This window comes from Burkholderia gladioli (assembly GCF_000959725.1).
Classification (GTDB): Bacteria; Pseudomonadota; Gammaproteobacteria; order Burkholderiales; family Burkholderiaceae; genus Burkholderia; species Burkholderia gladioli.
Map to the genome: position 1 here is coordinate 2,183,782 of NZ_CP009323.1, position 25,197 is coordinate 2,208,978.

The following is a 25,197-nucleotide window of genomic DNA, read 5'->3' on the forward strand; positions in this document are numbered from 1 at the left end:
GGACAGCGCAAGCCGCGCGCGGCCCGCCGGTGGGCGGCCGCGCCGGCGGCGCGCAGTTGCGCCGCGTCGAGCTTGCCGGGAGGCGCCTAGGATCGTCAATCGTCGCGCAAAAGGCAAGCCGACCGGCGCATCGGACGGCGGTTCCGGCGCGGCATGACAAGAATTGTCAAATCCGCGACGGGGCGGGTTTTTCGGGGGAATTCGAGGCAGCGGAAGAGGGAGAGGGCCGGAGGAGGCGATGCGCGCGGCGCGGTGAACCGCGCCGGCACCGGCCGCAGCGCCGCGCCTCAGCCGGCCGGCTGGGCGTCGGCGGCCTCTGCCTCGCTCGGGCAGCGCACCGCGCCCGGTGGCGGCACCGCGCCCTTGGTGGAAGTTTTCGGCGGGGCCGGCTGGGCGGCCATCACGCGCACGCCGGCCGAGATCCGCGCGGCCAGCTCGCCGACCGCCTGCCGGTGGCCGGCCACCAGCGCGTCGTAGCCGCTGCCGACCTTCTCCACCAGGGTGCTGCGGCAGGTCATCACCGACTGCGTGGCCAGCGAGCGCACGCTCCACACCGCATCGAGCGCGGCCTTGTCGCCGGGCCAGGACTCGAAGCGCTGCACGTCGACGCTGACGCGGTAGACCGGCACGCCCGGCGGCGCGGGCGCGTCGGCCACGTCGATGGTGCCGAGCCGGCGCGTGAGCGCCGAGGACAGCGCGCGGCGGATCTCGTCGGCCGGCGGCGAGGCCCAGCGATGCTCCTCGAGCACGTCGACGCGCGACTCGCCGCGCTGGACCACCAGCTGGTTCTTGGCGACCTGCTCGGGCACGTTGACGGCCGGCACCTGGATCAGGAAGGCGGGGTTGGCCGGCAGGCTGCGGCCTGCCGTGACGGCGCCGGCGTCGCCCGACAGCGTATAGAAGTGCGAGGGCGCCGAGGCGCAGCCGGCCAGCAGCGCCGCGCCCGCCAGGGCCGCGAGGGAAGTACGGGAGGCCGCGGCGGCCGGCGCCGGCAGGCTGCCGCGCGCGGCGCGGCGAGTCGAACGGGGCGGGGTGGCGCTCATTTCTGGTCTCCGGGTTTGCCGCGGAGCAGCGACTCGGGATGCCGCTCCATGTAGTCGGCGAGGTTGTTCAGCGACTGCAGGGTGCGCGTGAGCTCCTTGAGCGCGCCGCGCACGTCCGCCTGCAGCGGCGAATCCTGCTGCAGGGTCGCCTCGGCCGTGGTGAAGGTCTGCTTGGCCGCCGACAGCGTGTCGCGCGCCTGCGGCGCGACCTGCGTGTCGAGCTGCTGGAACAGCTGGTCGGCATGCTTGAGCGCGTCGTTGAGGTTGTTGCCGATCTGGTCGAACGGCACCTTGTCGAGCTTCTTGGCGATGTCGGCCACCTGCAGCTGCAGCTCGTCGAGCGTGTTCGGCACGGTGGGCAGTTCGACCGGCTTGCGCGTCAGGTCGATCTGGACCTTCTGCGCCTTCGGGAAGAAGTCGAGCGCCACGTAGAGCTGGCTGGTCAGCAGGTTGCCGGTGCGCAACTGGCCGCGCAGGCCGTGCTCGACCAGGCGCGTGAGGATGTCGCGCTGGGCCGGCTCGCCCTTCTTCTCGACCAGGTCGCGGAAGCGCTTGCCGAGCCGCTCCGGATAGATGTTCATGGTGACCGGCATCAGGAAGTTCTTGGTCTTCGGGTCGTAGTCGATGGCGATGTTGGTGACGTTGCCCAGCACGATGCCGCGGAAGTCGACCGGCGCGCCCACCGACAGCCCGCGCAGCGACTGGTTGAAGTTCATCACCACCTCGACCGGCAGGCCGTCCGGATCGCGCATCGCGTCGCCCTCGTCGGAGCCGAGCCGGAAGGTCGCGCCGTTCGACACCGGGCCGCCGGCCGACTGGTTCGGCGGCGACTGGAAGGCCAGGCCGCCGAGGATCACGGTGGCCAGCGACTGCGTATTGAGCTTGAAGCCGCTCGAATCGAGGCGCAGGTCCACGCCGCTGGCCTGCCACCAGCGCGTGTTGGTGCCGACGTACTGGTCGTAGGGGGCGTTGACGAACACGTTGAAGGTCACGCCGGTGCCGTCCTTGTCGAGCGAGAAGCCGACCACCTGGCCGACCTGCACGCGGCGGTAGTAGACCGGCGAGCCGATGTCGACCGAGCCCAGCGAATCGCCATGCAGCACGTAGGAGGTGCCCTTGTCGTCGCCGGTGACGGGCGGGGGCGTCTCCAGACCGGCGAAGTCGGTCTGGGTATTGGGCGAGCGGCCGGCGTCGACGCCGATGTAGGCGCCCGACAGCAGCGTGTTGAGGCCCGACACGCCGGAGGCGCCCACCCGCGGGCGCACCACCCAGAAGCGGCTGCCCTTGACGGCGAAGTCCTCGGCCTCCTTCTTCAGCTGCACGTCGACCAGCACGTGCGAGAGGTCCTTGGAGAGCTTGATGGTCTTGACCGTGCCGATCTCGACATCCTTGTACTTGACCTGGGTCTTGCCCGGCTCGAGCCCCTCGGCGCTGCGGAAGCTGATGGTGATCTCGGGGCCGCGGTCGAACACCGACTTCACCACCAGGCCGATGCCGATCAGCGCCGCCACCAGCGGCACCAGCCAGACCAGCGAGGGCAGCCAGCCGCTGCGGCGCGTGACGACGGCCTCGGGCAGCTCGGGCGGGTTGGGCTGGTTCGGGTCGGGTTGCGGGCCTTGCGGACTATTCATGGTGTTTTCCAGAGGTGACGACGTGATCCCAGATCAGCCGGGGATCGAACTGCATCGAGGCGAGCATGGTGAGGATCACCACCGAGCCGAACGCGAGCGCGCCCGGGCCGGCGGTGATCTCGGCCAGCGAGCGGAAGTGGACCAGCGCGACGGTCAGCGTGACGACGAAGATGTCGAGCATCGACCAGCGCCCGATCCGCTCGACGATGCGATACAGCCGGGTGCGCTGCACCGGCCGCCAGGCGGAACGGCGCTGCGCGGAGATCACCAGGATGGTCAGCGCGCCGAGCTTGAGCATCGGCACCAGGATGCTGGCGACGAATACCACCACGGCCAGCGGCCAGTCGCCCGACACCCAGAAATAGACCACCCCGCTCATGATCGTGTCTTCCTGCGCGCCGACGATCGAGGCGGTGCGCATGATCGGCAGCAGGTTGGCGGGAATATACAGGATCGCGGCGGCCAGCAGCAGCGCCCAGGTGCGCGCGATGCTGTCGGGCTTGCGCAGGTGCAGGGCGGTGCCGCAGCGCGCGCAGCGCTCGGGCGGATGCGCGTCGGCGCGCGCGAGCTTCTGCACGTGGCCGCAGGCATGGCAGCTCGCCATGCCCGCGCGTGCGGCGGAGGTGATCTTCATCGGCGCGGCGCTCCGGCGTGGCTCGCGGGCGTGCCGCCGGCCGGCGCGGCCGGGGCAGCAGGGGCGTGCCGCTGCGCCGCGCGGCGCGCGCGGATCTCGTCGGCGAGGTCCCACAGCGCGCGCGGGTCGAACATCATCACCGCGGCCAGCATCAGGGTCAGCGCGCCGAACGCGAACAGCGCCGCCTCCGGCACCACGCGCGCCAGGCTCACCATCTTGACGATGGTCACCAGGATGCCCAGCATGAACACCTCGATCATGCCCCAGGGGCGCACCAGCTGGATCGCCCGCAGCACCGCGTTGAAGGCCGGCGGCACACGGCCGGCGCGCAGCGAGAGCAGCACGTAGAGCAGGGCGGCCATCTCGATCAGCGGGAACAGCAGGGTGGAGCAGAACACCATCACCGCCACCAGTTGCATGTCCTGGTTCCACAGCGCCTCGAGCGCGCCGAGCAGGGTGGTCTGCACGCGCATGCCGTTGACGTCCATCTCGAGGATCGGGAAGGTCTGGGCGATCACGAAGGTGATCAGGGCGGCCAGCGTCAGGGCGCAGATGCGCTCGATCTGGTTGGCGGTATTGCGGTAGAGCAGCGCGTCGCAGCGCGGGCAGCGGGCGCTGTCCTTGCCGCTAAGCTGCGTTTTGTGCAACAGTGCGTCGCACTCATGACAGGCAATCAGGTCGTGTGTTTCCATCTCGGAGGCCGGTTGCGCGCCATCATGGGGGACGCGGGGACGGGTTGGAACCCGCGCCAATCTTACCAAAACGCGATTTTCGTTGTGTCAAGCCCGGCTCGGGGCGCGCCGCGCCCGGCCGGGCCGGGATCGGGCAGACGAGCCAAATTCTGACCGCCGCGCCAGTTTTCAGTTTCCTCGCCTGCCGGATTGTTGCGGTAGCATGGCGGCCTTGAATGCGTCGGAATCCTACAGGCAGGGCCGGCGCCGCGTCCCGCACCATCCGAGGCTTTCCGTTATGGCATCGTCGCTCACGCTGAACCGGCCGGACACTTATACGCGCACCGCGATCGCGCTGCACTGGCTGATCGCGCTGCTGATCATCTGCGGTTTCTCGCTGGGCTGGGTGATGACCGACATTCCCGGTTTCACGCCCACCAAGCTCAAGTATTTCTCCTGGCACAAGTGGATCGGCGTGACGGTGTTCGCGCTGGCCGTGATCCGCGTGCTGTGGCGCGCCACCCACGCGGCGCCGCCGCTGCCGGCCGGCACCTCGCGCCTGGCCAAGGGCGCCGCGCATGCAGTGCATGGCCTGCTCTACCTGCTGATGCTGGCGATCCCGATCACCGGCTATCTCTACAGCTCGGCCTCGAACATCCCGGTGGTCTATCTCGGCCTGATCCCGCTGCCGCGCCTGATCGATCCCGATCCGGTCCTGAAGGAAACGCTGAAGACGCTGCACGTCTTCCTCAACTACACGCTGCTCGCGCTGGTGGCGCTGCACGTGCTGGCCGCGCTCAAGCACCAGGTCGTCGATCGCGACGGGGTGCTGGGCCGCATGCTCCCGTTCCTCAAATAAGAAAAGGAAAGCCATGAAGATCTCCCTGAATCGCTCCCTGCTGGCGGCCGTGGCTGCCGCCGCGCTGGCCTTCTCGGGCGCCGCCGCGGCCCAGGTCGACCTCGCCAAGAGCAAGGTGTCGGCGGTCTCCAAGCAGATGAACGTGCCGACCGAGGGCAGCTTCAAGAAATTCAGCGCCGACCTGAAGTTCGATCCGGCCAAGGCGGCCGAGGGCCACGCCCAGGTCAACATCGATATCGCCAGCTTCGACCTCGGCGACAAGATGTACAACGACCAGGTGGCCGGCAAGGAATGGTTCGACGCCAAGACTTACCCGCAGGCCAGCTTCGTCTCCACCTCGATCGCGCCGGCCGGCGGCAACAAGTACAACGTCGCGGGCAAGCTGACCATCAAGGGCAAGACCGTGCCGGTCACGGTGCCGGTCACCGTCACCGAGAGCGGCGGCCAGCGCGTGTTCGACGGCGTGCTGCCGATCAAGCGCTCGACCTTCGAAATCGGCGCCGGCGAGTGGAAGGACACCTCGATCGTCGCCGACGAAGTGCAGATCAAGTTCCATCTCGTCGCCGCGAAATAAGCCGCGCCGACGAATCGCTTCCGGGGGCCGCGACTCGCCGTGGCCTTCCATCCAACCGTAGCTAGGAGAATGACTTGAAGAAGACCCTGATCATGGCGGCGGGCGCGCTCGCCGCGGCGCTGGCGATCCCGGCGATGGCCGCGCCGGTGACCTACCAGCTCGACCCGAGCCACACCTACCCGAGCTTCGAGACCGATCACTTCGGCGGCCTGTCGGTCTGGCGCGGCAAGTTCGACACCTCGAGCGGCACGGTGACGATCGATCGCGCGGCCCACACGGGCAGCGTCGAGGTTACCACCAAGATCGCCTCGATCCACACCGGCAGCGCCAAGCTCGACGAGCACGTGCAGACGCCGGACTTCTTCGACGCCGCCAAGTACCCGGACGCGACCTTCAAGGGCACCCTGAAGTTCGACGGCGACAAGCCGGTGGCCGCGGTCGGCAACCTGACGCTGCATGGCGTGACCAAGCCGCTGACGCTGACCATCAACTCCTTCAAGTGCATGCAGCACCCGATGCTCAAGCGTGAAGTCTGCGGCGTGGATGCCGCCGGCGAATTCAACCGCGACGAGTTCGGCCTCGACTACGGCAAGGCCTATGGTTTCAAGATGCAGACCAAGCTGCTGATCACGGCGGAAGGCGTCGCGCAGTAAGCGCCTTGCTGCAAGCCTCACGACGTCGCGTGGTCGGCCGCGCGATGTGATTCGATCGCCGCGCCCTCGGAAACGGGCGCGGCGATTTTTTTTGAATGGGCGGTTGCGGGTGGCGCACAGCGCTTGTCCACGGCGGGCTGTGCAAAAGCGCTGTGTGGCGCGTGGGCAAGCGACGACACCGATGCTCAGGCGCTGGAGGCGTCGCCGTCGGGCTCCCCGGACCAGCAGCGCAACGCGTGATCGATCAGCGGCCGCATCGCGACCAGCACGCCGCGTCCCTCGCCGAGCGGGCCCTGCGCGCCGATGCCGGCCGCCAGTGCGCTGGCGCCGACCGGCACGAAGCGCTCGCTGTCGAGCGGCTCGGCGATCTCGAAGCGCACCCATTGCCGCCGGCCGTCGACCATCAGCGGCGCGCCTTCGCGAACCAGCGGGCGCCGCGCCCAGGCGCGATGCTCGGCGAAGTGCAGGGCGGTGCAGGCGTCGAAGCCGACGCCGATCAGCAGGATCCGGGCATCGCGCCGATGCAGCTCGGCCAGCGGGGAGCCGGGACCGAAGGGGTCCTCCAGCCGGTGCTCGCGCACGACGGCGGCGGCGAGCGGGCCGAGCGCGACGAAGGAGTTGGCCGGATGCGCGCTGCGGATCGCTCCCGGCCAGCCGCGGAAGGCCTCGGCCACGCGGCCCATGCCGCTGGTGGGTGTGCTGCGCGGATCGTAGGCCGGCATGGTGGCGCGGATCGTGTCCCACCAGGTTTCGGGCACCGGCGGCGCGCTCCAGTTGGCGGGATCGCTCAGGTGCGGCGACTGGCTGGGCATGACCAGGGTGCCTTGCGGGCCGAGCGTGTCGAGCAGGGCCTCGATGACGGCCACGGCGCCGCCGTTGACCCAGCCCAGCGCGCTGAGCGAGCTGTGCGCGATGACCAGCTCGCCGGCGCGCAGCCCGAGCGCGCGCAGGTCGGCGGCGAGGCTCGCCGACGTGACGGGGTGCCGGGTCCGGCTGATCTGTCGGGCTTCCGTCATGCCGCGGCTCCTGGGTTCGGGTGCGTCGAGCTTACACCGCCATGCCGTCATCGGCTCCGCCGGCTCCACCCGATCGCGTGGGCAAGAGCGCGCGGACGAAAAAAAACCGGCCCGAAGGCCGGTTTTTCGCATCAAGCGGGGCGGGTCGATCAGACCTGCGCGCCGGCGTTCGGATCGTTCGGATCGTGCGCGCCCTTCTTCTCGCGCATCAGGTCCTCGCGACGGATGCCGAGCCACATCGCCAGCGAACCCGCCACGAACACCGACGAGTAGATGCCGAACATGATGCCGACCGTCAGCGCGAGCGCGAAGTAGTGCAGGGTCGGGCCGCCGAAGAAGAACATCGACAGCACCATCATTTCCGTCGAGGTGTGGGTGATGATGGTCCGCGACATGGTGCTGGTGATCGCGTGGTTGATCACCTCCTGGACCGTCATCTTGCGCTCGCGGCGGAAGGTCTCGCGGATCCGGTCGAAGATCACCACCGACTCGTTGACCGAGTAGCCGAGCACGGCCAGCACGGCGGCCAGCACCGACAGCGAGAACTCCCACTGGAAGAAGGCGAAGAAGCCGAGGATGATCACCACGTCGTGCAGGTTGGCGATGATGCCGGCCACCGCGTATTTCCACTCGAAGCGGAACGACAGGTAGATCACGATGCCGATCACCACGCAGGCCAGCGCGAGCAGGCCGTCGGTGGCGAGCTCCTTGCCCACCTGCGGGCCCACGAACTCGACGCGTTGCAACTGCACGTCGGCGTTCTGCGCCTTGAGGCCCGCCATCACCTGGTCGCTCTGCTGGGCCGAGGTCAGGCCCGGCTTCAGCGCCAGGCGGATCAGCACGTTGCGCGAGGTGCCGAAGCTCTGCACCTGCGCGTCGCCGTAGCCGAGCTTGCCGAGCGTGGCGCGCACCGGCTCGAGTTCGGCGGCCTGCTGGTACTGCACCTCCAGCACCGTGCCGCCGGTGAACTCGACCGACAGATGCAGGCCGCGATGCACCAGGAAGAACACGGCGGCCAGGAAGGTCACCAGCGAGATCACGTTGAAGACCAACGCGTGCCGCATGAACGGGATGTCTTTGCGAATGCGGAAAAATTCCATGTGCGTTCTCCGGCGCTTAGTTGGACGAGCCCGGCGTCTTCGGCGGCACGCCGGGGCCGGAGCGGCGGCGTGCGACCGGCTTCGCGCCGCCCTTGCCAGCCGTTGCCTTGGCGCCCTTGGCCGCGGCCGGACGAGCCGCCTTCGCGGTATCGGTGTCGCCGTCCTGTTCGAGGAAGACCTGGCGGCCGGCGCCTGCCGCGTCGGCCGCGGCCGGCTTCCAGACCTGGCCGATCGCCACCGACTTGAGCTTCTTGCGGCCGCCGTACCAGAGGTTGACCAGGCCGCGCGAGAAGAACACCGCCGAGAACATCGAGGTCAGGATGCCGATGCAGTGCACGATCGCGAACGCGCGCACCGGGCCCGAACCGAAGGCGAGCAGCGCCAGGCCGGCGATCAGTGTGGTGACGTTCGAGTCGAGGATGGTCGCCCAGGCGTGCGCGTAACCCTGCTGGATCGCGACCTGCGGGGCCGCGCCGCTGCGCAGCTCCTCGCGGATCCGCTCGTTGATCAGCACGTTCGAGTCGATCGCCATGCCCAGCGCCAGCGCGATGGCGGCGATGCCCGGCAGCGTCAGGGTGGCCTGCATCATCGACAGCGCGGCCACCAGCAGCAGCAGGTTGACCGACAGGCCGATCACCGAGACCAGGCCGAACAGCATGTAGTAGGCGATCATGAACACCGCGATCGCGACGAAGCCCCAGATCACCGAGTGCACGCCCATGCGGATGTTGTCGGCGCCCAGGCTCGGGCCGATGGTGCGTTCCTCGATGATGTCCATCGGCGCGGCCAGCGAGCCGGCGCGCAGCAGCAGGGCCAGGTCGGTGGCGGCCTGCGGGGTCGGCTGACCGGTGATCTGGAAGCGGTCGCCGAGCTCGGACTGGATGGTCGCGACCGTCAGCACCTCGCCCTTGCCCTTCTCGAACAGCACCATCGCCATCGGCTTGCCGATGTTCTCGCGCGACACGGCGCGCACCGCGCGCCCGCCCGCCGCGTCGAGGCGGATGTTGACCGAGGGACGCTGGTGTTCGTCGAAACCGGCCGAGGCGTCGATGATGCGATCGCCCGTGAAGATCACCGACTTGCGCAGCAGCACCGGCGCCTGGTTGCCCTGGGTGAACAGCTCGTCGCCCGGCGGCACCGGGTCGTTCGGGTTCGGGTGCAGGTTGACCGGGTCGGCCAGGCGCGCTTCGAGCGTGGCGGTGCGGCCGATGATGTCCTTGGCCTTGGCGGTGTCCTGCACGCCCGGCAGCTCGACCACGATGCGGTCGCGGCCCTGCTGCTGGAGGATCGGCTCCGACACGCCGAGTTCGTTGACGCGGTTGTGCAGGGTGGTCAGGTTCTGCTTGAGCGCGGCGTCCTCGACGGTGGCCTGCACGGCCGGCGAGAAGGTGCCGACCACCTGGTAGCCGCCGCCGCCGGGCTGGGTGGCCCATTGCAGTTCGGTGATCGAGCCGGCGAGGAAGCGGCGCGCCTGCTCGGCGGTGTCCTGGTCGGCGAAGTTGGCGACCACCGAGAGGTCGACGCGGTTCACGCCGCCGTCGCGGATGCCCTTGTCGCGCAGTTGCGAGCGCGCGTCGGAGGCGTCCGAGTCGAGCTTCTTGGTCAGCGCGCCGGTCATGTCGACCTGCAGCAGGAAGTGCACGCCGCCGCGCAGGTCCAGGCCGAGGTACATGGGCAGCGCGTGCAGCGCGGTCAGCCAGCGCGGCGAGGCGCTCTGCAGGTTCAGCGCGACGACGTATTGCGGATCGCTCGGGTCGCTGTTGAGCGCCTTCTGCAAGAGATCCTTCACGCGCAGCTGGGTATCGGTGTCCTTCAGGCGCACGCGGATGTTCGCGTTGTTCGCCGAATTGTCGAAGGTGATGTCGTCCGGCGCGACCTGGGCGGCGGCCAGCGCGGCCTGCACCTGGCCGAGCGTGCCCGAGTCGATCTTGACCGTGGCCTTGCCGCTCGACACCTGCACCGCCGGCGCTTCGCCGTAGAAGTTGGGCAATGTGTACAGAAGGCCGATCGCGAGCGCGACGACCATCACGACATATTTCCAGATTGGGTAACGATTCATGAAAGGGCCGAACGGGATAGTTGGCTTGAAAAGCGTCGCGTCCGGCTCCCGCGTGGCCCGCGCGTCGAATGCGCGGACCTGCCGGAATGCCGGACGCTCGAAGTGCGACTTACAGCGACTTGATCGTGCCCTTCGGCAGGATGGTCGTCACGGCCGACTTCTGGACCGTGATCTCGGTGCCTTCCGACACCTCGACGCCGACGTAGGCTTCACCGACCTTGGTGACCTTGCCGACCAGGCCACCGTTGGTCACGACTTCGTCGCCCTTGGCCATCGCGGCGAGCATGTTGCGATGCTCCTTCTGACGCTTCATCTGCGGACGGATCATGATGAAGTAGAGCACCGCGAACATCAGGATGAGCGGCAGGAAGCTCATCAGGCTCGATTCGGCGCTGCCGCCAGCGCCTTGCGCGAATGCATTGCTGATAATGGACAACGACACGTTGGTCTCTCCGTTGGGGAAAATCAGAAAAATAGCCGGTCATTCTACCACCGGCGAAAACCGCGACAGCATGGCAAATGCGCTTTGGGATCAAGCTGTTAAGCCGTCACCCGGGGATTTGCCCCGTATTTCCCGCGCATTCGCCCTGATTCGCGAAAGCAGATTGTAATGTGTCGGCGCCGCCGCGGCCGGCGCCTTGGCCGAAAACGCGCAGCGGCGAGCATGGCGACATCGTTCGACAAGGGTATGACGAAACCGCGGGCTTCGAGCATGCCGCCGCCCGTTTCTCGGCCCGCCGCGCCGCCGTTCGCGCTACTCGCGCTGCTCCACGCCGCGCGCGCGGTCGGCCGCGAAGCGCAGGCGGAAGGCCTCGAAGCTGTGCGTCTCGATCGCCTCGCGGATCTCGCTCATCAGCGTCAGGTAGTAGTGCAGGTTGTGGATCGTGTTGAGCTGCGCGCCGAGGATCTCGCCCACGCGGTGCAGGTGGTGCAGGTAGCCGCGAGTGAAGTTGCGGCAGGTGTAGCAGCCGCAGCTCTCGTCGAGCGGGCGCAGCGAGTTCTTGTGCGTCGCGTTGCGGATCTTGACGTCGCCGAAGCGCGTGAACAGCCAGCCGTTGCGCGCGTTGCGGGTCGGCATCACGCAGTCGAACATGTCGACGCCGTTGGCCACGCCTTCCACCAGGTCCTCCGGCGTGCCCACGCCCATCAGGTAATGCGGCTTGTGCGCCGGCAGCTTGGGGCCGACATGCTGCAGCACGCGCATCATGTCTTCCTTCGGCTCGCCGACCGACAGCCCGCCGATCGCGTAGCCGTGGAAGTCGAGCTCGGCCAGGCCCGCCAGCGATTCGTCGCGCAGGTCCTCGAACATGCCGCCCTGCACGATGCCGAACAGCGCGTTGGGATTGCCCAGGCCGTTGAACTCGTCGAGCGAGCGCCTGGCCCAGCGCAGCGACATGCGCATCGATTCGGCCGCTTCCTTGTGGGTGGTCGGCACGCCGTCGGTGGCGTAGGGCGTGCATTCGTCGAACTGCATGACGATGTCCGAGTTCAGCACCTTCTGGATCTGCATCGACACTTCCGGCGACAGGAACAGCTTGTCGCCGTTGATCGGCGAGGCGAAGGTCACGCCGTCCTCGGTGATCTTGCGCAGCTCGCCCAGCGAGAACACCTGGAAGCCGCCCGAGTCGGTCAGGATCGGCTTGTTCCAGCCCATGAAGCGATGCAGGCCGCCGTGCGCGCCGATGGTCTCGAGGCCTGGGCGCAGCCACAGGTGGAAGGTGTTGCCGAGGATGATCTGCGCCTGCATCTCGTGCAGCTCGCGCGGCTGGACCGCCTTGACGGTGCCGTAGGTGCCCACCGGCATGAAGATCGGCGTCTCCACCACGCCGTGGTTGAGCGTGACGCGGCCGCGCCGCGCGTGGCCGTCGGTGGTCAGCAGTTCGAACTTGAGCCCGTTCTCGGGCGGAACGTGCGCTTGCACGGGTTCCGATTGGCGATCGGTCATCGCTTGGTGCTCCTTGCTACCGGAGAACAGTCCGGCGCTCATGGTGGGCGCCGTCGCGGGAATCGCGGCGGCGCGTTCTGGAAGACGAGGGCGGGGCGCTCGTTTCGGGTTTATTCGGGATCGCGGCGCGTCAGCAGCATCGCGTCGCCGTAGCTGAAGAAGCGATAGCGCTCGGCGATCGCGTGGCGATAGGCGTCGCGGATCGTCCCGACCCCGGCGAAGGCCGAGACCAGCATCAGCAGGGTCGACTTCGGCAGGTGGAAGTTCGTCACCAGCCGGTCCACCACGCGGAACGCGTAACCCGGCGTGATGAAGATGTCGGTTTCGGCGCGGGTGGGCGCGAGCGCCCGGCCCTCGCGTTGCGCGTCGCGCGCGGCCGCCTCGAGCGCGCGCATCGAGGTGGTGCCGACCGCCACCACCTTGCCGCCGCGCGCGCGGGTGGCCGCGATCTGCGCCACCAGCGTGTCGCTGAGTTCGTACCACTCGCTGTGCATCTTGTGCTCGGCGATGTTGTCGACGCGCACCGGCTGGAAGGTGCCCGCGCCGACATGCAGCGTCAGCGTGGCGGTCTCGACGCCGCGCGCGCGCAGCGTGGCCAGCAGCGCCTCGTCGAAGTGCAGGCCGGCGGTGGGCGCGGCGACCGCGCCCGGGTTGCTGGCGAACACCGTCTGGTAGCGCGTCTCGTCGGTCGCGTCGGGATCGTGCTCGATGTAGGGCGGCAGCGGCAGGCGGCCGTGGCGCTCGATCAGCGCGAGGCAATCCTCGGGGAAGTGCAGCGTGAAGAAGGGCTCGACGCGCTCGCCCACCGTCACCTCGAAGGCCTCGGCCAGCCGCAGCGTGCTGCCCTCGACGGGGCTCTTGCTGGAGCGGATCTGCGCCAGCACCGTGCGCGGGCCGATCACGCGCTCGACCAGCACCTCGATCTTGCCGCCGCTGGCCTTCTGGCCGAAGAAGCGTGCCTTCAGCACCTTGGTGTCGTTGAACACCAGCAGGTCGCCGGCGCCGATGCACTCGGGCAGGTCGGTGAAGCGGCGGTCGGTCAGGCGCGTGGGCGCGACGCTGCCGTCCACCTCCAGCAGGCGGCTGGCGCTGCGCTCGGGCAGCGCGGTCTGCGCGATCAGCTCGGGGGGCAGGTCGAAATCGAAATCGGAAAGCTTGAACATGGAAAATGGGGGCGTAGCCGTGCGCGAGCCGCGTCATGGCCGGCGCGAGCCGCTATGATGGCGGGGTCGCGTGGCTCGCGGGCGCCGCCGGGCCGTGCGACGATGCGACGTCAAAAGCCGCCATTGTACTTGCTTGTCCCTTGCCGAATTCCGATCCGATGCCCGTACCTTCCCGCCGTAGCGTTCCCGCCGATGCCGCCGCCGATGCCGAGACCGGCAGCGAACCCGCGCGCGACGGGCAGCACGGGCGCGAGGACGACGCGGCGCGCGTGCCGGCGCGCTCGCGCACGCCGCGGCGCGGGCCCGACGGGCGGCTCGCCGAACCCTCGGTGGAAGCTGCCGACGCCGCCGCGCCGAAGCCGGCCCGACGCGGCCGGCGCAAGGCGGCCGAGAGTGAATCGGCCGACGCGGACGCGGCGCAGGGCGATGCCGAAGGCGCCGGCGACAAGCCCGCGAAGGCGGGCAAGGAGAAGGCCGCCAAGGCCGCGCCCAAGCTCGTCAAGACCGCCGACAAGCTCGCCAAGCTCGGCCTCACGCGTTCGATCGACCTGGTCCTGCACCTGCCGATGCGCTACGAGGACGAGACCACCCTCACGCCGATGCGCGAACTGCTGCCCGGCGAGCTCGCGCAGACCGAGGGCGTGGTCTACGACAACGAGATCACCTATCGCCCGCGCCGCCAGTTGCTGGTGCGCTTGCGCGACGAGGACGGCAGCGAGCTGGTGCTGCGCTTCCTGAATTTCTACGGCTCGCAGGTCAAGCAGATGGCGGTCGGCCAGCGGCTGCGCGTGCGCGGCGACGTCCGCGGCGGTTTCTTCGGACTCGAGATCGTGCATCCGGCGGTGCGCGTGGTCGACGAGGACACGCCGCTGGCGCAGGTGCTCACGCCCGTCTATCCGAGCACGGCCGGCGTCTCGCAGGCCTATCTGCGCAAGGCCATCGACAACGCGCTGGTGCGCACGCCGCTGCCCGAGCTGCTGCCGGCCGAGGTCGAGGCCGCGTACCTGCGCCCGCTCGGCGTGCCGGCATTGGCCGACGCGGTGCGCCAGCTGCATCACCCCGGCGTCGATTCGGACGAGACCGCGCTGATCGACGGCACCCACCCGGCCTGGATTCGCATCAAGTTCGACGAGTTGCTCGCGCAGCAGCTCTCGCTCAAGCGCGCCCACGAGGAGCGCCGCACGCGCGCGGCGCCGGCCATGCCGCGCCGTGGCGCCGACGACCAGGATTCGCTGGTGGCGCGCCTGTTCGCGGCGCTGCCGTTCTCGCTGACCGGCGCGCAGACGCGCGTGGTCGACGAGATCGCGCGCGACCTCACGCTCGCGCATCCCATGCAACGGCTGCTGCAGGGCGACGTGGGCAGCGGCAAGACGGTGGTGGCCGCGCTGGCCGCCGCGCAGGCGATCGACGCGGGTTACCAGGCCGCGCTGATGGCGCCGACCGAAATCCTCGCCGAGCAGCATGCGCGCAAGCTGCGCGGCTGGCTGGAGCCGCTCGGCGTGACGGTGGCCTGGCTGGCCGGCAGCCTCAAGACCCGGGACAAGCGCTCGGCGATCGAGGCCGCCGCGCTCGGTACCGCGCAACTGGTGATCGGCACCCATGCGATCATCCAGGACACGGTGGAGTTCGCGCGACTGGGCCTGGTGATCGTCGACGAGCAGCATCGCTTCGGCGTGGCGCAGCGGCTCGCGCTGCGTGCCAAGGCGGGCGGCCCGGCGGGCTTCCAGCCGCACCAGCTGATGATGTCGGCCACGCCGATCCCGCGCACGCTGGCGATGACGTATTACGCCGATCTCGAAGTCTCGACCATCGACGAGCTGCCGCCGGGGCGCACGCCGATCGTCACCAAGCTGGTCGCCGACGCGCGCCGCGAGGAGGTGATCGGCCGCGTGCGCGACGCGGCGCTGGGCGGCCGCCAGGTCTACTGGGTCTGCCCGCTGATCGAGGAGAGCGAGACGCTGCAGTTGCAGACCGCGGTGGAGACCTACGAGACGCTCGCGGCCGCGCTGCCCGGCGTCAACGTCGGCCTGGTGCATGGACGGCTCTCGCCGGCCGAGAAGGCCAGCGTGATGGAGGCCTTCTCGCGCAACGAGGTGCAGCTGCTGGTGGCAACCACCGTGATCGAGGTCGGCGTGGACGTGCCGAACGCCTCGTTGATGGTGATCGAGCATGCCGAGCGCTTCGGGCTCGCGCAGTTGCACCAGTTGCGCGGGCGCGTCGGGCGCGGCACGGCAGCGTCGGCCTGCGTGCTGATGTACAGTGGCCCGCTGTCGATCGCTGGCCGCGCGCGCCTGAAGACCATGCGCGAGACCAACGACGGCTTCGAGATCGCCCGGCGCGACCTCGAGATCCGCGGCCCCGGCGAATTTCTCGGGGCGCGACAATCGGGCGCGGCCATGCTGCGTTTCGCCGACCTGGAGCAGGACGGCTGGCTGATCGAGCCGGCCCGCGAGGCCGCGGCGGCCTTGATCGCGCATCATCCCGAGGTGGTTACCCAGCATCTGGCGCGCTGGCTCGGCGCGCGCGAGCAGTTCCTGAAGGCCTGATTTCTCCGAATCCGGCGCCTGGCGCGGGATATCGGGCAAGGTTCGGGCTGTTCCCGTTTATCTATGCTGCATCGCAACAAGCAATTGCCGCCGAGAACGCTGGCGGAACGCTTCTATCCGGTGTATAAATTAAAGCTATCGCCTGTATTCCTGTGATTGACCCACAATGACGCTTACTGAACTGAAGTACATCGTCGCAGTCGCTCGCGAGCGGCATTTTGGCCGCGCGGCCGAAGCCTGCTTCGTCAGCCAGCCGACGCTCTCGGTTGCGATCAAGAAGCTCGAGGACGAGCTGAACGTGCAGATCTTCGAGCGCGGCGCGAGCGAGGTGAGCGTGACGCCGATCGGCGATCAGATCGTCACCCAGGCCCAGCGCGTGCTGGAGCAGACCTTCGCCATCAAGGAAATCGCCAAGCAGGGCAAGGATCCGCTGGTCGGGCCGTTCCGGCTGGGCGTGATCTACACCATCGGGCCCTACCTGCTGCCCACGCTCGTCAAGCAGATGATCCACCGTGTCCCGCAGATGCCGTTGATGCTGCAGGAGAACTACACGCTCAAGTTGCTGGAGCTGCTCAAGCAGGGCGAGATCGACGCGGCCATCATGGCCCTGCCGTTCCCGGAAACCGGCCTGATGGTGCGCCCGCTCTACGACGAGCCCTTCGTGGTCGCGCTGCCCTCCAGCCATCCCTGGTCCAAGCGCCGCAAGATCGACGCGGCCGACCTCAAGCAGGAAACCATGCTGCTGCTGGGCAACGGCCATTGCTTCCGCGATCACGTGCTGGGCGTGTGTCCCGAGCTGATGCACTTCTCGCAGACCGCCGACGGCATCCAGAAGACCTTCGAGGGGTCCTCGCTGGAAACCATCCGCCACATGGTGGCGAGCGGCGTGGGCATCACGGTGCTGCCGCGCATGTCGGTGGGCGAGATCGGGCCGCTGGCCAACAACGCCGATTCCGACCTGCTGTCCTACGTGCCCTTCGACGAGCCGATCCCGGATCGCCGCGTGGTGCTGGTCTGGCGCAAGAGCTTCACGCGCATGCCGGCCATCGACGCGATCAGCGAGGCGATCGCCGCCTGCGATCTGCCCGGCGTGGCCAAGCTCGACATGCCCGCCACGCTGAACTGAGGCCGGGGCTGGCCGCCGCTGTTGCGTGCGGCACCCAAGCGACCGGGGCCTTCGCGCCCCGGTTTTGTTTTGCCCAAGGCTTTACCTATCGAATAAATAAATTCAATTAAATTCACATTGACGATAGGGTTTTCTATGATGGCATCCATGGGTCGCGACAGGCGGCCCGCGCCGGAACTGCAGCAGGCCCGGCGCCTCATCCCGAACGACGGAGCCATCATGAACAAGCCTCACCAGCCGGCCGCGCACGACCCGATGCTCGCCAGGACGCGCGTCCTGGTGCGCTACCTGCGCCCGCTGGCCCTGGCCTATCTGGCTGACCGTCTGCTCGGCGTCTGATCGATATCGCCTCCGAGGAGCACGCCATGAACACGCAAGGCCAGAATCCGCAAGCCGCCCGCCCCGCGCAATCGCATGCCGCAGCCGTCAATCACGCCGCCACTTCCGCCTTTCGCCAGACCTTCGGTTTCGCGATCACCTTTGCCGGCATCGTGACGCTGGCCGCCCAGGCGATGGCCCACCTGAACGGGGCCTGAAGGGCGGGCCATCCGTCCCTTTCGAAGGTTCTACGTTACACTGGGCGCGCTGGAGTCACTCGTTTCAGGCAGAAACAGGCGAGTCATCTCGAGGCGTTTTCGCCGGTTCAACTCATTGATAAGGAGTCAGCAACATGGCCAAAAAGGGCAACGGAACGCAGATCAACATCGGCATCAGCGACAAGGACCGCAAGAAGATCGCGGAAGGCCTGTCGAAGCTGCTCGCTGACACGTTTTCGCTGTATCTGAAGACGCATTATTTCCACTGGAACGTCACCGGTCCGATGTTCAACACGCTGCACCTGATGTTCGAGGAGCAGTACAACGAGCTATGGCTTGCGGTGGACTCGGTGGCGGAACGGATCCGCACGCTGGGCGTGGTGGCGCCGGGCACCTACGGCGATTTCGCCAAGCTGACGGTGGTGCCGGAAGCCAGCGGCGTGCCGGCGGCCGAGGAAATGATCCGCCAGCTGGTGGAAGGCCACGAAGCGGTGGTGCGCACCGCGCGCGGGATCTTCCCCGATGCCGATTCGGCAGGCGACGAGCCGACCGCCGATCTGCTCACGCAGCGTCTGCAGACGCACGAGAAGACTGCCTGGATGCTGCGATCGCTGCTGCAGTGATTGCTTGCGACCCATATCGCGGCAAGCGGTTCGACCAGCCGGGCGCGGATGCGCCGGCGGTCAGCGAAACCTCCCGTTCGACGGGAGGTTTTTTTTGTGTAGATGGAATGCCGGTTCAGATCGGTGCCACATTTACAGCCGATTCGTCGAGGCGAGCGAACCGACGAGGTTGCACCGGGTCGTAGCGTCTTTCGCTGATAGAACAGGTCTGAAACCAAGGAGCGCATTTGCCATGAGTCGAGTTGGAGCCCGAGCGGTACGTGATCGATTGATCCGCCTGGCGGCGATGCTGTGGGTTCTTGCTGCCGGGCAGGTACACGCCCAGCTTGACTCGACCGTCACGCAGCGGTATTCCGGTGCATTCTCTCGATCGATTTCCGACAAGCTGCAGGACACGGTGAGCATCCTCGATTTCCCCGGATGCGACAGGACAGGTCGCACCGACAGCACTGGGTGCATTCAGGCCGCCCTCCATTCCGGGGCGAAGAGCGTGTACGTGCCGGCGGGCCGATACCGGCAGAGTGGACTCGTGCTTCCGCAACTGACGGGCTTCACGCTCTACGGTGACGGACCGAACAGCGTCCTGATTCAAACTGGGGGCTCGATCCGTTATCCGGAGATCACCCGCGCCCTGAACTTCGACTCGCACGCAACGATCCGGGACCTGAGCTTCGATGGCACGGAGGGCCGTGCCGACACGCTCGACACTTCGTACTCGCAAACGCTGGACTTGCTCAACCTGTCGTTTCGCAATGTGCCGATCAATCATGTCTCGGTGCGACTGGACGGCAATCCACGGACGGCGACGTATATGCACGACGTACGGATCAAGAACATCCGTGTTTATTCGGCGACTGCCGGTCTGGCCGGCATCGTGCTCGGGCCGCATGCATCGGATTCGACGATCGACGGCTTTCAAATGGACGGCGGGTTCGCGGTCAAATATGCCCTACTGGCCGAGCCGGGAGCGCAAACCACGATGTTGCAGAATTCGCATCCATACAATGCCGCGATCAATGTGATTCATCTCGACGGCACCGGGAATTTCTCGTTTCTTGGAAATGTCATCGATAACTCAATCGGCGACGTGATCGACATCCGCAACTCGGCCAACACGAGAATTTCGTCGACTTGGATCGAATCCATCAATAGTCGCCGCCGGGGGCTGGTTTTCGATCATTCCTCGGACTCCGTGGTGCTTGGACTCAACTGTTCGACCAACGGCATTCGCGACGCCGAGGCCTGCGTGGCCGAGATCAACGGCGCGGACCAGAACCGGATTTTCGGAGCTCAGGTCGATAGCGAGTCGAATTACGCGCGACCTTTCGATCTGACGGGAGCGAACAGTTTTTTCCAGGCCGTCAACAGCGGAAATGCCCTCAACATCGCGGGAGCTTCTGCCAGACAGTCCCCATCCTTGAACGCGACCGGCAGTGATGCCTCGATCCCGGTCACGCTGAAACCCAAGGGCGGTGGCGCCGTGCAACTGGAGTTGGACCACCGCGCGACGATGGCTATGTATTCGGATCGCGCGTCGGAAGTCGCGATCGACGCCTATGACGCCGTGAATCCCTTGGCAAAACTCAATATGAATCTTGCGAAGTATGGCGGGCGCGTGCTGCTCGGCGGAACCGACGACGGTGTCAGCAAGTTGCAGGTCGAAGGCGATGCGAGGATCCATGGCGATATCTTCGCGACCGGGGTGGGGGCGCTGCCGGTATATCGAGCATCGGGAGCCGCTCTTGCCGCGGCCCACGTCGTAGCCGAGAACGTGATGTTGAAGGGCGGGGGCGCGACACTGCTGCTTAAGGGGAGGGCGGCCTATACATCCGCCCGGAGCTTTACCTGTGTCGTTACCGCGTCCAAGGCCCCCGACGGAGCCAGGATCGACCAGATTTCAGGAGCCGAGGTTCGTGTGCGAGGGGCCGCGAGCGATCTTGTCGGCTTGCTTTGCATTGGCAATTGACAATTGACAATTGGGCCAAGCATATCGCTCGAGAGAGGCGGCGGCGCCGGCCCACGCTTGCGCAGCGGCCAGTTTGGTATCCGCTCCGAATGTCTGGGCGTCAGCCGCGTTGAATCGCGATGTCGCAGAACATGTGCTTCTGCAGCCCGAAGCCGATCACTCTCCAGCCATGATTGACGACCATTTCATTTACCACGGGAACGATGCCGTAGTCCGCGTGGATGAACGGGTCATGCATGATGTAATCGTTGAAGATCAAGACCCCGTCCTTCTTGATCTTGGCCGCAGAGATTTCGGCATCCAGCTTGACTTCGTCGAAGGTATGAGCAGCGTCGATGTAGATCATGTCGAAATACTCGTCGGGGTAGCGCGGTAGCGTTTCCGAACTCAAGCCCTCGTGAGTGATGACCGGCGAGGTGCTGTTCTGCATTTCCGCCTCGTAAAATTGACGATGCGTCATGCCGCGCAGGACTTCGCGAGTGGGTCGTCCCCACAATGTGTCGGCGGTATGAATCTGGAACAGGTCGAACGCACAAAATTGCTTGGGTTTGAATTTTTCGATCATGAATTTCGAAAATGTACCCAATGCAACGCCGACTTCCGCGATATGGGAATCAGGGGCGAGGCGGAGATCCGAAATCAGATCGAACCGATTTGCATACAGGCGCGCTCCGGCAATATGTTTGGCGGCCAATTCTGGGAAATCACGATCCATTGTTATCTCCATCGGATAATAGTTAGCATATTATGTTGCGATAGATTACCGCAAAATTAATTCTCGATAGGAAATTTTCGAGTTGAATTTTGCCCCGTCATGGTTTTTGGGTAGGAAATTGACTGGCGATAGCGCTGCCGAGGCGTAGGCGTTTCATTCCGGGTCGAGCGCGGAATTGCAAAGAAATAATAGGCTCCGATTGTTATTGTGTTTTTGGTATCAGTTTCAGCTTTTCGGACGAGTCGGTCGGGGCCAAATCGCCCGCCTTGGTAGATACGGCTGAAAGGCGGCGCGGTGTCGCGCCACGTCGGCAGGCGAGCGTGAAGCTGGCGTTTTTGCGGCATCCGGGGCCGCGCTCTACAATGCCGCCATTGCTCGAGATGCGGAATTCCCCATGTTTGCCCGTTTCCCCCTCTACCTGAAGCTGGTCCGGATGGACAAGCCGATCGGCAGCCTGCTGCTGCTCTGGCCCACGCTCAACGCGCTGTGGATTGCCTCGGGAGGGCGCCCGGCGCCGTCGCTGCTGGTGATCTTCATCCTCGGCACGCTGCTGATGCGCTCGGCCGGTTGCGCGATCAACGACTACGCCGATCGCGACTTCGACCGCCACGTGAAGCGCACCGTCGACCGACCGCTGACCTCGGGCAAGATCCGCGCCTGGGAGGCGGTGGCGATCGCGGTCGGCCTGGCGATCGTCTCCTTCCTGCTGATCCTGCCGCTCAACGGCCTGACCAAGTGGCTGTCGGTGGTGGCCGTGTTCGTGGCCGGCACCTACCCCTTCCTGAAGCGCTTCTTCGCGATCCCGCAGGCCTATCTCGGCATCGCCTTCGGCTTCGGCATCCCGATGGCCTTCGCCGCGATCCAGAACACCGTGCCCCTGATCGCCTGGGTGATGCTGGCCGCGAACGTGTTCTGGTCGGTCGCCTACGACACGGCCTACGCGATGGTCGATCGCGACGACGACCTCAAGATCGGCATGCGCACCTCGGCGATCACCTTCGGCCGCTACGACGTGCTGGCGATCATGCTCTGCTACGCGGCGGTGTTCGCGATCTATGCCTGGATCGGCCTCACCCAGCAGTTCGGCCCGGTGTACTGGCTGGGCTGGGCGGCGGCGGTGGGTTGCGCGGTCTATCACTACACGCTGATCAAGGATCGCGACCGCATGAAGTGCTTCGCGGCATTCCGCCATAACAACTGGCTCGGCGGCGCGCTGTTCGTCGGGATCGCCCTGCATTACGCGGTGACGGCGTTCTGAGCGCAGCGCCCGCGCGTGTCCCGGAAACGACAAAGCGGCCCATGAGGCCGCTTTGTCGTTGACGGACGCGCCGCTCCGAAGATCGGCGCCTCACTCGAAGGCCGGGCTCAGTTGCGGCCGAGTTCGTCGCCGAGTTCGCGGGCCCGCGCATCGGCGGCCAGCACGCCGCTCACGATCCGGTCCTTGAGCTGCTGCGCGTCGAAGGCGGCCAGCGCCGCAGCCGTGGTGCCGCCCTTGGAGGTCACGCGCTCGCGCAGCACGCCGGCCGGCTCGCCCGATTGCGCGGCCAGTTGCGCGGCGCCGGTGAAGGTCGCCACCGCCAGCGCGCGGCCCTGTTCCTCGTTCAGGCCGAGCTGGCGTGCCGCTTCCTGTAGCGCCTCGATGAAATAGAACACGTAGGCAGGGCCGCTGCCGGAGATCGCCGTCACGGCATCCAGGCGCGCCTCGTCGTCGAACCAGACCGTCTCGCCGACCGCGCCGAGCACGGCCGAGGCCAGCTCGCGGCCGGCCGCGTCGACCCCGCCGAGCGCGGCCAGGCCCGTCACGCCCATGCCGACCAGTGCCGGCGTGTTCGGCATGGTGCGCACGATGCGCGCGTAGCCGCCCAGCCAGCGCGACAGGTCGGTGGCGCGGATGCCGGCCGCGATGCTGATTACCAGCGCCTGGCCGAGATGCGGCGCGAGCGCCTTGGCCACCTCGTTGAGCACCTGCGGCTTGACCGCCAGCACGATCGCGTCGTAGCCGGCCAGCGTGGCGTCGATGGTCTCGCCGGTGGCCACGCCGCGTTCCTCGCGCAGGCGCGTGCGGATATCCGCGTTGGGATCGATCACGTAGAGATCGTCGGGCGCCGCGGTGCCGCGCTTGACGATACCGCCGATCAGGGCGGCTGCCATGTTGCCTCCGCCGATGAATGCAATTTTCATGATGGTTGGACCAGGAAACAGGAAGGTTCGTAAATCGGTCAGGACGCGCGCGGCGTGCCGTAGTCGCGCGCGCCGAAGATCGCGGTGCCGACGCGCACGATGGTGGCGCCCTCGAGCACGGCCGCCTCGAGATCGGCCGACATCCCCATCGACAGCGTGTCGAGCGCCAGGCCCTCGGCCTTGAGCGTGTCGAACAGCTCGCGCAGCAGCCGGTGCGGCACGCGCTGCGCCGCGAGTTCGCCGGCCGGCTCGGGGATCGCCATCAGGCCGCGCAACCGCAGCGTGGGCATGGCGGCCACCTCGCGCGCCAGCGCTGCCGCCTCGGCCGGCGCGACGCCGCTCTTGCTGTCCTCGCCGCTCACGTTGACCTGCACGCAGACATTGAGCGGCGGCAGGTGCGCCGGGCGCTGCTCGGCCAGGCGCTGCGCGATCTTGAGTCGGTCGACCGAGTGCACCCAGTCGAACTGCTCGGCCACCACGCGCGTCTTGTTCGATTGCAGCGGCCCGATGAAGTGCCAGTCGAGCGAGGCGCGAAGATCCGCGAGCGCGGCGATCTTGTCGAACGCCTCCTGCACGTAATTCTCGCCGAACGCGCGCTGGCCGGCCGCATGCGCTTCGCGCACGGCTTCGGCTGGGAATGTCTTCGACACCGCGAGCAGCACCACCTCGCCCGGCGCGCGGCCGGCGGAGCGGGCCGCGTCGTCGATGCGGCGGTGAACGGAGGCGAGGCTGGCGGCGAGATCGGACATACGCGGGGCAGGGCGGACGATGGACGGTGAGGCCATGCAAGGCATGGCGCGCCTCATTATACGGATCGCCTCGCGGCCGGTGGAGGATGCCCGGCCCTGGCGCCGCCGCGCCGGAACACGGCCGGCGAGAGGGCGCGCAAACCGGGGCCGGCTGGGGGGGCGAGCCGGGGCGGCGGCGCCTCAGTCGTCGAGCAGTTGCTCGACGAGCTGGATCCAGTGCATCACCGGCGTCGCGGTGCCGCTTTGCAGGTGAGCGAGGCAGCCGATGTTGCCCGAGACGATCAGTTGCGGATCGAGCTCGGCCAACCGGGCCAGCTTCTGCTTGCGCAGCTTGTAGGACAGCGAGGGCTGGGTCAGCGAGTAGGTGCCGGCCGAGCCGCAGCACAGATGGCTGTCGGCCGGCACGCGCAGCTCGACGCCGAGCGCCTCGAGCAGGCGCTCGACCTTGCCGCGCGACTGCTGGCCGTGCTGCAGCGTGCAGGGCGGATGGTAGGCGACGGTTTGCATGCCGCGCCGTTTCGCCAGCGCCACCAGGCGCGTCTCGAAGCCGGCCAGCAGCTCGGACACGTCGCGGGTCAGCTCGACCACGCGGCGGGCCTTGTCGGCATAGGCGGGATCGTCGCGCAGCAGGTGCGCGTATTCGAGCACGGTGGCGCCGCAGCCGCTCGCGTTCATCACGATCGCCTCGGCGCCGGCCTCGATGTGCGGCCACCAGGCGTCGATGTTGCGGCGCGCGTCGGCCAGCGCCTCGTCGCGGTAGTTCAGGTGCAGACGGATCGCGCCGCAGCAGCCCGCCTCGGGCGCGATCACGGTCTCGATGCCGAGCGCGTCGAGCACGCGCGCCGTGGCGATGTTGATGTTCGGCATCATCGAGGGCTGCACGCAGCCGGCCAGCATCAGCATGCGACGCTCGTGGTGCGCGGTGGGCCAGGCCAGCGGTCGGGTGCGCGGCGGGACCTTGTCGCGCAGACGCTTGGGCAGCAGCGGGCGCAGCTGCTGGCCGATCCGCATCGCCGGCGCGAACAGCGCGCCGTTCGGCACGAAGCTGGCCAGCGCGCGCCGCATCAGGCGCTGCGACAGCGTGCGCGGCACGCGCGTCTCGAGCTGCTGGCGGCCGATCTCGACCAGCCGTCCATACTGCACGCCCGACGGGCAGGTGCTCTCGCAACTGCGGCAGGTCAGGCAGCGGTCCAGATGCTGCTGGGTGCTGCGCGTCACCGGCGCGCCTTCCAGCATCTGCTTGATCAGGTAGATGCGCCCGCGCGGGCCGTCGAGCTCGTCGCCGAGCAACTGGTAGGTCGGGCAGGTGGCGGTGCAGAAACCGCAGTGCACGCACTTGCGCAGGATCGATTCGGCCTCGGCGCCGTCGGGCGTGTCGCGGATGAAATCGGCGAGCTTGGTCTGCAT

Annotated in this window: 23 protein-coding genes; 9 read left to right on the forward strand and 14 right to left on the reverse strand. The window is 67.5% G+C overall.

What is annotated here, in order from left to right:
* Nucleotides 1-287: 287 nt before the first annotated feature.
* The 4 genes from BM43_RS26825 to BM43_RS26840 are packed head-to-tail and all read right to left on the reverse strand — an operon-like array spanning nt 288 to nt 4,000.
* Nucleotides 288-1,043: a PqiC family protein gene (locus BM43_RS26825; protein ID WP_036048219.1), complete on the reverse strand. Its 756-nt coding sequence runs from the start codon at nt 1,041-1,043 to the stop codon at nt 288-290.
* Nucleotides 1,040-2,674: a PqiB family protein gene (locus tag BM43_RS26830; protein ID WP_013696684.1), complete on the reverse strand. Its 1,635-nt coding sequence runs from the start codon at nt 2,672-2,674 to the stop codon at nt 1,040-1,042. Before BM43_RS26830 ends, BM43_RS26825 begins: the two co-directional genes overlap by 4 nt.
* On the reverse strand, nt 2,667-3,308 hold the full coding sequence (locus BM43_RS26835; RefSeq protein WP_036048218.1) for a paraquat-inducible protein A: 642 nt from the start codon (nt 3,306-3,308) through the stop codon (nt 2,667-2,669). The genes BM43_RS26830 and BM43_RS26835 overlap by 8 nt, the downstream gene beginning before the upstream one ends.
* Nucleotides 3,305-4,000, reverse strand: coding sequence for a paraquat-inducible protein A (locus BM43_RS26840; RefSeq protein ID WP_013696686.1), 696 nt, complete (start codon nt 3,998-4,000; stop codon nt 3,305-3,307). The genes BM43_RS26835 and BM43_RS26840 overlap by 4 nt, the downstream gene beginning before the upstream one ends.
* A 277-nt stretch (nt 4,001-4,277) precedes the next feature.
* Here BM43_RS26840 and BM43_RS26845 point away from each other — a divergent pair, with 277 nt between their 5' ends.
* From BM43_RS26845 to BM43_RS26855, 3 genes are all read left to right on the forward strand, one after another.
* A complete protein-coding gene (locus tag BM43_RS26845; RefSeq protein ID WP_036048217.1) occupies nt 4,278-4,838 on the forward strand; it encodes a cytochrome b in 561 nt (186 codons plus the stop codon).
* Between the two features lie 13 nt (nt 4,839-4,851).
* Nucleotides 4,852-5,412, forward strand: a complete 561-nt coding sequence (locus BM43_RS26850; RefSeq protein WP_036048216.1) for a YceI family protein — start codon at nt 4,852-4,854, stop codon at nt 5,410-5,412.
* Nucleotides 5,413-5,504: 92 nt separating this feature from the next.
* Nucleotides 5,505-6,065 (forward strand): YceI family protein, encoded by a 561-nt coding sequence (locus BM43_RS26855; RefSeq protein WP_370449000.1) that lies wholly within the window; start codon nt 5,505-5,507, stop codon nt 6,063-6,065.
* Nucleotides 6,066-6,250: 185 nt separating this feature from the next.
* Here the strand turns inward: BM43_RS26855 and BM43_RS26860 are convergent, their stop codons facing one another.
* From BM43_RS26860 to queA, 6 genes are all read right to left on the reverse strand, one after another.
* The gene (locus BM43_RS26860; RefSeq protein WP_036048213.1) at nt 6,251-7,081 is read right to left on the reverse strand and encodes an AAC(3) family N-acetyltransferase; all 831 of its coding nucleotides are present in this window, start codon (nt 7,079-7,081) and stop codon (nt 6,251-6,253) included.
* A 149-nt stretch (nt 7,082-7,230) separates the two neighbouring features.
* Nucleotides 7,231-8,181, reverse strand: coding sequence for a protein translocase subunit SecF (gene secF / locus BM43_RS26865; protein ID WP_013696691.1), 951 nt, complete (start codon nt 8,179-8,181; stop codon nt 7,231-7,233).
* A 16-nt stretch (nt 8,182-8,197) separates the two neighbouring features.
* Nucleotides 8,198-10,240, reverse strand: coding sequence for a protein translocase subunit SecD (gene secD, locus BM43_RS26870; protein WP_013696692.1), 2,043 nt, complete (start codon nt 10,238-10,240; stop codon nt 8,198-8,200).
* 109 nt (nt 10,241-10,349) lie between these two features.
* The gene (yajC, locus tag BM43_RS26875) at nt 10,350-10,676 is read right to left on the reverse strand and encodes a preprotein translocase subunit YajC (protein WP_013696693.1); all 327 of its coding nucleotides are present in this window, start codon (nt 10,674-10,676) and stop codon (nt 10,350-10,352) included.
* 318 nt (nt 10,677-10,994) lie between these two features.
* The gene (tgt, locus tag BM43_RS26880) at nt 10,995-12,185 is read right to left on the reverse strand and encodes a tRNA guanosine(34) transglycosylase Tgt (protein ID WP_036048212.1); all 1,191 of its coding nucleotides are present in this window, start codon (nt 12,183-12,185) and stop codon (nt 10,995-10,997) included.
* A gap of 110 nt (nt 12,186-12,295) precedes the next feature.
* Complete coding sequence (queA, locus tag BM43_RS26885; protein WP_036048211.1) at nt 12,296-13,348, reverse strand: tRNA preQ1(34) S-adenosylmethionine ribosyltransferase-isomerase QueA; 1,053 nt, start codon at nt 13,346-13,348, stop codon at nt 12,296-12,298.
* A 158-nt stretch (nt 13,349-13,506) separates the two neighbouring features.
* On the opposite strand from queA, the gene recG reads away from it, so the two are divergent.
* From recG to BM43_RS26910, 5 genes are all read left to right on the forward strand, one after another.
* Nucleotides 13,507-15,894: an ATP-dependent DNA helicase RecG gene (gene recG, locus BM43_RS26890; RefSeq protein ID WP_036048210.1), complete on the forward strand. Its 2,388-nt coding sequence runs from the start codon at nt 13,507-13,509 to the stop codon at nt 15,892-15,894.
* Nucleotides 15,895-16,060: 166 nt separating this feature from the next.
* Nucleotides 16,061-17,020, forward strand: coding sequence for a hydrogen peroxide-inducible genes activator (locus BM43_RS26895; RefSeq protein ID WP_013696697.1), 960 nt, complete (start codon nt 16,061-16,063; stop codon nt 17,018-17,020).
* A gap of 365 nt (nt 17,021-17,385) precedes the next feature.
* On the forward strand, nt 17,386-17,556 hold the full coding sequence (locus tag BM43_RS41770; protein ID WP_166914189.1) for a hypothetical protein: 171 nt from the start codon (nt 17,386-17,388) through the stop codon (nt 17,554-17,556).
* A 134-nt stretch (nt 17,557-17,690) separates the two neighbouring features.
* Entirely contained in the window at nt 17,691-18,179 is a 489-nt protein-coding gene (locus BM43_RS26905; protein WP_013696698.1) for a Dps family protein, read from the forward strand.
* A gap of 232 nt (nt 18,180-18,411) precedes the next feature.
* Nucleotides 18,412-20,145, forward strand: a complete 1,734-nt coding sequence (locus BM43_RS26910; protein WP_036048208.1) for a right-handed parallel beta-helix repeat-containing protein — start codon at nt 18,412-18,414, stop codon at nt 20,143-20,145.
* A 100-nt stretch (nt 20,146-20,245) separates the two neighbouring features.
* Here the strand turns inward: BM43_RS26910 and BM43_RS26915 are convergent, their stop codons facing one another.
* A complete protein-coding gene (locus BM43_RS26915; protein ID WP_080741965.1) occupies nt 20,246-20,860 on the reverse strand; it encodes a class I SAM-dependent methyltransferase in 615 nt (204 codons plus the stop codon).
* A gap of 394 nt (nt 20,861-21,254) precedes the next feature.
* Here BM43_RS26915 and ubiA point away from each other — a divergent pair, with 394 nt between their 5' ends.
* Nucleotides 21,255-22,118, forward strand: coding sequence for a 4-hydroxybenzoate octaprenyltransferase (gene ubiA, locus BM43_RS26920; RefSeq protein ID WP_036048206.1), 864 nt, complete (start codon nt 21,255-21,257; stop codon nt 22,116-22,118).
* Between the two features lie 107 nt (nt 22,119-22,225).
* On the opposite strand, the gene proC is transcribed toward ubiA, so the two are convergent.
* The 3 genes from proC to glcF all read right to left on the reverse strand — a co-directional run bounded on the left by proC (nt 22,226) and on the right by glcF (nt 25,197).
* Nucleotides 22,226-23,041, reverse strand: coding sequence for a pyrroline-5-carboxylate reductase (gene proC, locus BM43_RS26925; RefSeq protein ID WP_036048200.1), 816 nt, complete (start codon nt 23,039-23,041; stop codon nt 22,226-22,228).
* A gap of 38 nt (nt 23,042-23,079) precedes the next feature.
* The gene (locus tag BM43_RS26930; RefSeq protein WP_036048199.1) at nt 23,080-23,790 is read right to left on the reverse strand and encodes a YggS family pyridoxal phosphate-dependent enzyme; all 711 of its coding nucleotides are present in this window, start codon (nt 23,788-23,790) and stop codon (nt 23,080-23,082) included.
* A 180-nt stretch (nt 23,791-23,970) separates the two neighbouring features.
* Nucleotides 23,971-25,197, reverse strand: a complete 1,227-nt coding sequence (gene glcF, locus BM43_RS26935; protein ID WP_036048197.1) for a glycolate oxidase subunit GlcF — start codon at nt 25,195-25,197, stop codon at nt 23,971-23,973.